This window comes from Sinorhizobium sp. RAC02, from assembly GCF_001713395.1.
Lineage (GTDB): Bacteria > Pseudomonadota > Alphaproteobacteria > Rhizobiales > Rhizobiaceae > Shinella.
In genome coordinates, this window is sequence record NZ_CP016450.1 from 3,697,625 (window position 1) to 3,707,500 (window position 9,876).

At 62.8% G+C, this 9,876-nt stretch carries 7 protein-coding genes (1 of these 7 running past the window's edge); 6 read left to right on the top strand and 1 reads right to left on the bottom strand.

Features of this window, described 5'->3' with window-relative positions:
* The first annotated feature begins 54 nt into the window (after positions 1–54).
* The 6 genes from BSY16_RS17765 (at position 55) to clpB (ending at position 9,522) form a co-directional block, all read left to right on the top strand.
* Positions 55–1,329 carry an aspartate kinase gene (locus BSY16_RS17765; protein ID WP_069060900.1) on the top strand — a complete coding sequence of 425 codons (1,275 nt, stop codon included), beginning with the start codon at positions 55–57 and terminating at the stop codon, positions 1,327–1,329.
* Positions 1,330–1,415: 86 nt separating this feature from the next.
* Complete coding sequence (gene ptsP / locus BSY16_RS17770; protein WP_069060901.1) at positions 1,416–3,683, top strand: phosphoenolpyruvate--protein phosphotransferase; 2,268 nt, start codon at positions 1,416–1,418, stop codon at positions 3,681–3,683.
* A 22-nt stretch (positions 3,684–3,705) separates the two neighbouring features.
* Complete coding sequence (gene prfA, locus BSY16_RS17775) at positions 3,706–4,788, top strand: peptide chain release factor 1 (protein ID WP_069060902.1); 1,083 nt, start codon at positions 3,706–3,708, stop codon at positions 4,786–4,788.
* On the top strand, positions 4,785–5,657 hold the full coding sequence (prmC, locus tag BSY16_RS17780) for a peptide chain release factor N(5)-glutamine methyltransferase (protein WP_069060903.1): 873 nt from the start codon (positions 4,785–4,787) through the stop codon (positions 5,655–5,657). The genes prfA and prmC overlap by 4 nt, the downstream gene beginning before the upstream one ends.
* Positions 5,658–5,988: 331 nt before the next feature.
* A complete protein-coding gene (locus tag BSY16_RS17785) occupies positions 5,989–6,663 on the top strand; it encodes a DUF4167 domain-containing protein (RefSeq protein ID WP_069060904.1) in 675 nt (224 codons plus the stop codon).
* A gap of 252 nt (positions 6,664–6,915) precedes the next feature.
* On the top strand, positions 6,916–9,522 hold the full coding sequence (gene clpB / locus BSY16_RS17790) for an ATP-dependent chaperone ClpB (RefSeq protein WP_069060905.1): 2,607 nt from the start codon (positions 6,916–6,918) through the stop codon (positions 9,520–9,522).
* An 80-nt stretch (positions 9,523–9,602) separates the two neighbouring features.
* Here the strand turns inward: clpB and BSY16_RS17795 are convergent, their stop codons facing one another.
* On the bottom strand, positions 9,603–9,876 hold the 3' end of the coding sequence (locus tag BSY16_RS17795; protein WP_069060906.1) for a M23 family metallopeptidase. The gene runs 1,676 nt beyond the window's last position; the window shows 274 of its 1,950 coding nt (coding positions 1,677–1,950); the start codon falls outside the window, past its right edge; the stop codon is at positions 9,603–9,605.

A 9,876-nucleotide genomic window follows, 5' to 3' on the forward strand; every position in this document is an offset into this window, starting at 1 on the left:
CCCGCGGTTTCTCCCGCGCGCTCGCGCGTATATATGGAATAGCGGTATACACTCATGGCACGCATCGTGATGAAATTCGGCGGAACGTCCGTCGCTGACCTCGACCGTATCCACAATGTGGCCCGCCATGTGAAACGTGAAGTCACTGCCGGCCACGAGGTGGCCGTCGTCGTTTCCGCCATGTCCGGCAAGACGAACGAACTCGTCGGCTGGGTGCAGGGCATGCCCAAGGTCACGGGCGCCAATTCACCCTTCTACGATGCGCGCGAATACGATGCCATCGTCGCTTCCGGCGAACTGGTGACGGCCGGGCTTCTGGCCATCGCGCTCCAGTCGATGGATATCAATGCGCGCTCCTGGCAGGGCTGGCAGATCCCGATCAAGACCGACAGCGCACATGGTGCGGCCCGCATCCTCGATATCGACGGCACGGAAATCATCCGCCGCATGGCCGAGGGCCAGGTTGCCGTCGTCGCCGGCTTCCAGGGGCTTGGCCCGGACAACCGCGTCGCCACGCTCGGCCGCGGTGGCTCGGACACTTCTGCCGTCGCCATTGCCGCTGCCGTCAAGGCGGACCGCTGCGATATCTATACCGACGTCGATGGCGTCTACACGACCGACCCGCGCATCGAGCCGAAGGCCCGCCGCCTGAAGAAGATCGCCTTCGAGGAAATGCTCGAAATGGCGTCCCTCGGCGCCAAGGTTCTGCAGGTGCGCTCGGTCGAGCTCGCCATGGTGCACAAGGTGCGCACCTTCGTTCGCTCCTCTTTCGAGGACCCCGATGCGCCGGGCATGGGCGATCTTCTGAACCCGCCCGGTACGCTGATTTGTGATGAGGATGAGATCGTGGAACAGGAAGTCGTAACCGGCATCGCCTATGCCAAGGATGAAGCGCAGATCTCGCTCCGCCGCGTCGCCGACCGGCCGGGCGTTTCGGCCGCGATCTTCGGCCCGCTTGCCGAATCGCATATCAACGTCGACATGATCGTCCAGAACATTTCCGAGGACGGCTCGAAGACGGACATGACCTTCACCGTGCCGTCCGGCGACATGGAGAAGGCGCTCAGGGTTCTCGAAGGCGCCAAGGAACAGGTCGGTTTCGACGTGATCCAGCACGAGACGGGCCTGGTAAAGGTCTCCGTCATCGGCATCGGCATGCGCAGCCATGCGGGTGTCGCAGCTTCCGCCTTCCGGGCGCTGGCCGACAAGGGCATCAACATCAAGGCCATCACCACCTCCGAGATCAAGATTTCCATTCTGATCGACGGTGCCTATGCCGAACTCGCTGTTCGGACTTTGCATTCCGTGTACGGTCTCGATAAGAAGTAATGACCAGCCGAGTCGGCGCCGATCTTGTGATCGCCAGCGCGGACAAGCGCTGGTGAGGTAACGTCATTTTCGGGAGACGCCACGCGATGAGAGATCTCTCCGCGGGTCCGCGCGTTCTTCTCAAGCGGCTACGCGAACTGATGGCGGAGCCGCTCGAGCCACAGGAGCGCCTTGACCAGATCGTGCGCCAGATCGCGCAGAACATGGTCGCGGAAGTGTGCTCGGTCTATGTGCTGCGCTCCGACGGTGTCCTTGAACTCTATGCGACCGAAGGTCTCAATCCCGGCGCCGTTCACCTGGCCCAGCTCAAAATGGGCCAGGGCCTCGTCGGCACGATTGCCGCATCCGCCCGGCCGCTGAACCTTTCCGACGCCCAGTCCCATCCCGCCTTCACCTATCTGCCGGAAACGGGCGAGGAGATCTACCACTCCTTCCTCGGCGTTCCTATCTTGCGAACCGGCAGGGCGCTCGGCGTGCTTGTCGTGCAGAACAAGGCGAGCCGCACCTACCGCGAAGACGAGGTGGAGGCGCTCGAAACGACAGCGATGGTGATTGCGGAAATGGTGGCGACCGGCGAGCTGAAGAAGCTCACCAAGCCCGGCCTGGAGCTGGACCTGTCGCGCCCCGTTTCGATCGAGGGTTCGAGCTTTGGCGAGGGCATCGGCCTTGGCTATGTCGTGCTGCACGAGCCACGCATCGTCGTCACCAACCTGCTCAACGAGGATTCCGAACACGAACTCGGTCGACTGGCCGAAGCGCTCGGGTCGCTGCGCATCTCGATCGACGACATGCTGTCGCGCCGCGAAATTTCGATGGAGGGCGAGCATCGCGAGGTGCTGGAAACCTACCGCATGTTCGCGCATGACCGCGGCTGGGTCAGAAAGCTCGAAGAGGCGATCCGCAACGGCCTGACGGCGGAAGCGGCGGTCGAACGCGTGCAGAGCGAGACCAAGGCGCGCATGATCCGCCTGACGGATCCCTATCTGCGCGAGCGCATGCATGATTTCGACGACCTGGCCAACCGCCTGCTGCGGCAGCTGACCGGCTACGGCGCGAAACTCTCCGCCAGCAACTTCCCGAACGATGCGATCGTCGTCGCCCGTGCCATGGGTGCTGCGGAACTGCTCGATTATCCGCGTGAGAATGTGCGCGGCCTCGTGCTGGAAGATGGCGCCGTCACCAGCCATGTGGTGATCGTGGCACGCGCCATGGGCATTCCGGTGGTTGGCCAGGCGGCGGGCGCGGTGGCGCTTGCTGAAAACGGCGATCCGATCATCGTCGACGGGGAAGACGGACGGATACATTTGCGGCCGTTGCAGGATCTCCAGCGCTCCTACGAGGAGAAGGTCCGTTTCCGGGCCCGCCGGCAGGAGCAGTACCGCGCGCTACGCGCCGTCGAACCGGTGACGCGGGACGGGCAGGCGATCAATCTGCAGATGAATGCCGGCCTGCTGGTCGACCTGCCGCATCTTAACGAATCAGGTGCCTCCGGCATCGGCCTGTTCCGCACCGAACTGCAGTTCATGATCGCCTCGACCATGCCGAAGGCAGAGGAGCAGGAAGCGTTCTACCGCAATGTCCTGAAGCAGGCAGGCGGCCGTCCGGTGACGTTCCGTACGCTCGATATCGGCGGCGACAAGGTCGTGCCCTATTTCCGCGCGGCGGAGGAAGAAAACCCTGCGCTCGGCTGGCGGGCCATCCGCCTGTCGCTCGATCGCCCGGGCCTGCTGCGCACCCAGCTGCGCGCCATGCTGCGCGCCGCGGCGGGCGCTGATCTGCGCATGATGCTGCCGATGGTGACCGAGGTCTCCGAGCTGAAGGAGGTTCGCGACCTTCTCCAGAAGGAAATCCAGCGGCAGTCGAAGCTCGGCGAACAGCTGCCGAAGAAGCTGCAATTCGGCGCGATGCTGGAAGTGCCGGCGCTGCTGTGGCAGCTCGACGAGCTGATGGCCGAGGTCGATTTCGTTTCCGTCGGCTCGAACGATCTCTTCCAGTTCGCGATGGCGGTCGACCGCGGCAATGCTCGCGTCTCCGATCGTTTCGATACGCTTGGCCGCCCGTTCCTGCGCATCCTGCGCGATATCGTGCGCGCCGGCGTGCGCAACGATACGTCCGTGACGCTGTGCGGCGAAATGGCGAGCAAGCCGATCTCCGCCATGGCGCTGCTTGGCATCGGTTTCCGCTCCGTTTCCATGTCGCCGGCGGCGATCGGCCCGGTGAAGTCGATGCTGCTGTCGCTTGATGCCGCAAAACTCGAAGCGGTGCTGATGCCGGCGTTGGACGATTTGAAGCCGACGGCTTCGATCCGCCAGATTCTCACCGATTTCGCGGCTGAGAACGGCATCCCGTTTTAAAGATTTGATTGGAGTTTGAACGGTGGCGAAGCTTCCCGTTGAAAAGATGCGTGAACTCGAACGCCGTTTCGGCGAGATCGAGGCGCGTATGTCGGCGGGTCCGGATTCGGAGACCTATGTGCGTCTTGCCTCGGAATATTCCGAGCTTCAGCCGGTCGTGACGAAGATCCGCGAATACCAGAAGGTGAGCGGCGAGATTGCCGACCTCGAGGCGTTACTCGAGGACAAGACGACCGACCGCGAGATGCGCGATCTTGCGGACATGGAACTGCCGGAGCTGAAGGAGCGTCTTGAGGGGCTGGAAAAGGAGATGCAGATCCTGCTTCTCCCCAAGGATGCCGCCGACGAGAAGAGCGCGATCCTCGAAATCCGCGCCGGCACGGGCGGCTCCGAAGCCGCACTCTTCGCCGGCGACCTTTTCCGCATGTACGAGCGCTATGCGGCCGCCAATGGCTGGAAGGTCGAGGTTCTGTCGTCGAGCGAGGGCGAGGCCGGCGGCTTCAAGGAAATCATCGCGACGATCACCGGCCGCGGCGTGTTTGCCAAGCTGAAGTTCGAATCGGGCGTGCACCGCGTCCAGCGCGTTCCGGAAACGGAAGCGAGCGGACGCATCCATACGTCGGCGGCGACGGTTGCGGTGCTGCCGGAGGCGGAGGAGATCGACATCGAAATCCGGCCGGAAGACATTCGTATCGACACGATGCGCTCGTCCGGCGCCGGCGGCCAGCACGTCAACACGACGGACTCGGCCGTGCGTATCACGCACCTGCCGACGGGCCTGATCGTCACGAGCTCGGAGAAATCGCAGCACCAGAACCGCGCCAAGGCGATGCAGGTGCTGCGTTCTCGGCTCTATGACATCGAGCGCCAGCGCGCAGACAACGAACGCTCCGCCGACCGCAAGAGCCAGGTCGGTTCGGGGGATCGCTCGGAGCGCATCCGCACCTACAATTTCCCGCAGGGGCGCGTGACCGACCACCGCATCAACCTGACGCTCTACAAGCTCGACCGGATGATGATCGGCGAGATCGATGAAATCGTCGATGCGCTGGTCGCCGACTATCAGGCCGGTCAATTGGCGCAGCTTGGCGAACAGGGCCGATGAGCGGCAACACGCTCGCCGAGGTGCTGTTGGCGGCGCGCCGCCGACTGTCCGAAGCGGGCGTCAATGATGCCGCCGGAGATGCGCGGGCCTTGATCATGGGCCTGCTTGCTTTGACATCGACGTCTTTCATAACCGAAGGCGGCCGGATACTCGATCGGGCGGAACGGCAGGTGATCGATGATGCTATCGAACGGCGCATCAGGCGTGAGCCCGTGCACCGCATCCTCGGCCACCGGGCTTTCTCGCGGCTAGACCTCGCGCTTTCGTCCGAAACGCTGGAGCCAAGGCCGGATACCGAAATCCTCGTCGATACGCTCGTGCCGCATGCACAGCGCATCCTTGCCGAGACGGGACGCTGCCGCATCCTGGATCTCGGCACGGGAACTGGTGCGATCTGTCTCGCGCTGCTCGACCTGGTACCGGGCGCGACCGGCGTTGGGGCCGATCTTTCGGCAGGCGCCCTTGAAACGGCAAGGCGCAATGCCGAACTAAATGGGGTCGCCGACCGCTTTGAGACAGTCGAGAGCGACTGGTTTGCAGGCATAGACGGCGCGTTCGACATCATCGTGTCAAATCCGCCCTATATCGTCCGTTCGGTGGTCGGAACGCTGGACGATGAAGTCCGGCTCTACGATCCGATCCTGGCGCTGGATGGCGGCGAAGATGGGCTCGATGCCTACCGCGCCATTGCCGCCGGGGCGGGCGATCATCTTCGGGAAAACGGCCTGGTGGCTTACGAAATCGGTTACGACCAGAAGGATCAGGTCACCGCGATCATGCGCGAAAACGGTTTTGCGCGGATTGCGGCGGTCGAGGATCTTGGCGGCAACGATCGCGTCCTCGTCTTTTCAAAAGCGGTCTTACTGTAAGCTTTTCTGCGGCAGCGCAGCAAATTCCGCAGCCGCAAAGAAAAGGCTTGGAATTGTGAAGGAAGCGGGATACGTTGCGGGCACGCACTGGGCAAGAGGTCATAGCACAGAGATTCGTTGCTGCATGACCCGATCTCGAGGGTTTCTCTCTCTGAAGAGTTGCTAGGATTGAAGACTGCCCTGTGCGGGTACCTGTTAATTTGACGTCTTACGGCGACAGGACCACCGACCGGCGTGGTTTGCCCGCGGGTAAGGATGCTTGATCTGGCGTGTCCCGATCAAGCGTGCAGACACATGATCATCAAGACACGATACGTTAGGTGAGTGACATATGAGGCCAGGACAGCAAAACAAGCGCGGCCGCGGGCGTAATAACAACAATAACAATAATAATAACAACAGCACTAGCAGCAACCACAACAATCAGCGGAAGGGCGGAAATCCCCTGACGCGGACCTATGACAGTTCAGGTCCGGATGTGAAGATCAGGGGCACCGCCCAGCACATCGCGGAAAAGTACTCGACGCTTGCCCGGGATGCCCAGAGTGCTGGCGACCGCGTCATTGCGGAGAACTATCTCCAGCACGCCGAGCACTACAACCGCATCATCGCCGCCGCACAGGCGCAGATGCAGGAGCGCTTCCCGCGCGATGAACGGTCCGACAACACCGACCGCAATGACTATAATGATCGGGACGGATACGACCGCGATCAGGACGAAGTCGATTCGACGGCCGTTGATGAGCCGGCACCCGTTGCCGTTGTTGCCCAGGTGGCCGTCCCGGTCGAACAGCCCGTCATCGATGGTTCCGGCCCGCAGCCGGTGATCGAAGGCACGCCGGCCGAAGTCTCGCTCGAAGAGGAAGCTGCAGCTCCCGCTGGCCGCGCACCGCGCCGTCGCACTGCGGCACGCCCGCGTCGTCCGCGCCGTGGCGAAGCCGCTGCCGAAGGCGGCGATGCGCAGCTCGCCGGCGAAGATGCTCCGGCGCTCGAAGCGTCGGAATAACACCCTCTGCCATGCATCGAAGAACCCGGCCTTGAGCCGGGTTCTTGCGTTTTGGAAGGTGTGCCGCGAAAAATCGCCATGCGCGGTTCAAGCCTCCCTTTAATTTGGAAAATCCCTCCACCATATTCCCATCAGGCGGTTGCCTGGTCACAGGCCAAGGCGCCGCGCGCATGAAAGGTTCGCCTTGATGGGAGCCTTATCCTAATCGTCGACCGGTGCCTTGAAGGGCCGGCCGAGTACTGGAGGTAGATGATGAACATTGAAAAATACTCCGAGCGCGTTCGCGGATTCCTGCAATCCGCCCAGACGAAGGCGCTTGCGGACGGCCATCCGCAATTCACGCCGGAACACGTTCTGAAGGTGCTGCTCGATGACGAGCAGGGCATGGCCGCATCCTTGATCGAACGGGCCGGTGGCAGCGCACGCGACGCGCGCACCGCCAACGACGCCGCCCTTGCCAAGCAGCCGAAAACCACAGGCGGCAATGGGCAGGTCTATCTTTCGCAGCCGCTCGCCAAGGTCTTCTCGACCGCCGAAGACGCTGCCAAGAAGGCCGGCGACAGTTTTGTCACCGTAGAGCGCCTGCTTTTGGCACTCGCGATCGAAAAATCCGCAGCAACGTCCGAGATCCTGGCGAAGGCCGGCATCACGCCGACCAAGCTCAACCAGGTCATCAACGATATCCGCAAGGGCCGCACCGCCGATACGGCAAGCGCCGAGCAGGGTTTCGATTCGCTGAAGAAATTCGCCCGTGACCTGACGGCCGATGCGCGCGAAGGCCGCCTCGACCCGGTGATCGGCCGCGACGATGAAATCCGTCGCACGATCCAGGTTCTGTCGCGCCGCACCAAGAACAACCCGGTTCTCATCGGTGAGCCCGGCGTCGGCAAGACGGCGATCGCCGAGGGCCTGGCGCTGCGCATCGTCAATGGTGATGTGCCGGAGAGCCTGAAAGACAAGACGCTGATGGCGCTCGACATGGGCGCGCTGATCGCCGGTGCGAAGTATCGCGGTGAATTCGAGGAACGCCTCAAGGCCGTGCTTACCGAAGTGCAGGCAGAAGACGGCGAGATCATCCTGTTCATCGACGAGATGCACACGCTGGTCGGTGCCGGCAAGGCGGAAGGGGCGATGGACGCCTCCAACCTCCTGAAGCCCGCGCTTGCCCGTGGTGAACTGCACTGCGTCGGCGCCACCACGCTCGATGAATACCGCAAGCATGTCGAGAAGGACGCAGCCCTTGCCCGCCGGTTCCAGCCCGTCATGGTCGAAGAACCGACCGTCGAGGACACGATCTCGATCCTGCGTGGACTGAAGGAGAAGTACGAGCAGCACCACAAGGTCCGCATCGCCGATGCGGCGATCGTTGCTGCCGCGACGCTCTCCAACCGCTACATCACGGATCGCTTCCTGCCGGACAAGGCCATCGACCTGATGGATGAAGCCGCCGCGCGCTTGCGCATGCAGGTGGATTCCAAGCCGGAAGAGCTCGACGAACTCGATCGTCGCATCATCCAGCTGAAGATCGAGCGCGAGGCCCTGAAGAAGGAAACCGACCGCTCGTCGCAGGATCGGCTCGAAAAGCTCGAACTCGACCTTACCGCGCTTGAAGAGCAGGCGGATGCGCTGACTGTGCGCTGGCAGGCGGAAAAGTCGAAGCTCGGCCGCGCCGCCGACCTGAAGCGCCAGCTTGACGAGCTGCGTAACGAACTGGCCATTGCCCAGCGCAAGGGCGAGTTCCAGCGCGCCGGCGAGCTTGCCTACGGGATCATTCCGAAGCTCGAAAAGGAGCTGGAGGACGCGGAAGGCCGCGATGCCGGTGACGTCGATCCAATGGTGCAGGAAGTCGTGACGGCTGACAACATCGCCCATATCGTGTCGCGCTGGACCGGTATTCCGGTCGACAAGATGCTGGAAGGCGAGCGCGACAAGCTGTTGCGCATGGAAGACGAGCTCGCGAAATGGGTCGTCGGCCAGGGGGATGCCGTTCAGGCGGTCTCCCGTGCCGTCCGCCGGTCGCGTGCCGGCCTTCAGGATCCGCACCGGCCGATCGGCTCGTTCATCTTCCTCGGCCCGACCGGCGTCGGCAAGACTGAGCTGACCAAGGCGCTCGCCCGCTTCCTGTTCGATGACGAGACGGCGATCCAGCGCATGGATATGTCGGAATACATGGAGAAGCACTCCGTGGCCCGGCTGATCGGTGCGCCTCCAGGCTATGTCGGTTATGAGGAAGGCGGTGCGCTGACCGAATCCGTCCGCCGCCGGCCCTACCAGGTCGTGCTGTTCGACGAGATCGAAAAGGCGCATCCGGATGTCTTCAACGTGCTGCTGCAGGTTCTCGATGACGGCCGCCTGACCGATGGCCAAGGCCGCACCGTGGACTTCCGCAACACGATGATCATCATGACCTCGAACCTCGGTGCCGAATATCTGACGGCGCTCGGCGAGAACGAGGACAGTGACAGCGTTCGCGACCAGGTGATGGATGTCGTCAAGATGGCCTTCCGGCCGGAGTTCCTGAACCGCGTGGACGAGATCATCCTGTTCCACCGCCTCAAGCGGTCGGAAATGGGCGCCATCGTCGCCATCCAGCTGGAGCGCCTGCGCAAGCTTTTGGTGGATCGCAAGATCGCTCTCGATCTCGACGATGATGCCGTGCATTGGCTGGCCGAGAAGGGGTACGATCCGGTCTATGGTGCGCGTCCGCTCAAGCGGGCGATCCAGAAGCACCTCCAGGATCCGTTGGCGGAGAAGATCCTCTCCGGCGATATTCCGGACGGTTCGAACGTCAAGGTAACCGCCGGGTCCGACCGGCTGCTCTTCTCGCCGCGTACGGCGACGGTAAGCAAGGCCGCTTAAGGCCGGTCACTGACCTAAGAAAAAGCAAAGCGCGGGTTTCGGCCCGCGCTTTTTGTTTCCGTCAATCTGAAGCGAAGCGGTCAGTGCGTCTCGGCGACTTCCGTCGATCCTTCGCCGCGGCCCAAGAGGTCGTCGATGCGCTTGCGCTCGATCTCGAACTGCGCAAGGGCCTTGCCTTCGAGCGACTTTCCGCCGGGCAGGCGGATTTTCAGTGCATCCACCTTGTTGCCGTTGACGATCAGTTCGTAGTGCAGGTGCGGGCCGGTCGAAAGGCCGGTCGTGCCGACGAAGCCGATGACCTGGCCCTGGCGCACTTTTACCCCCGGCTTGACGCCTTTGGCGATCGCGCTCTGG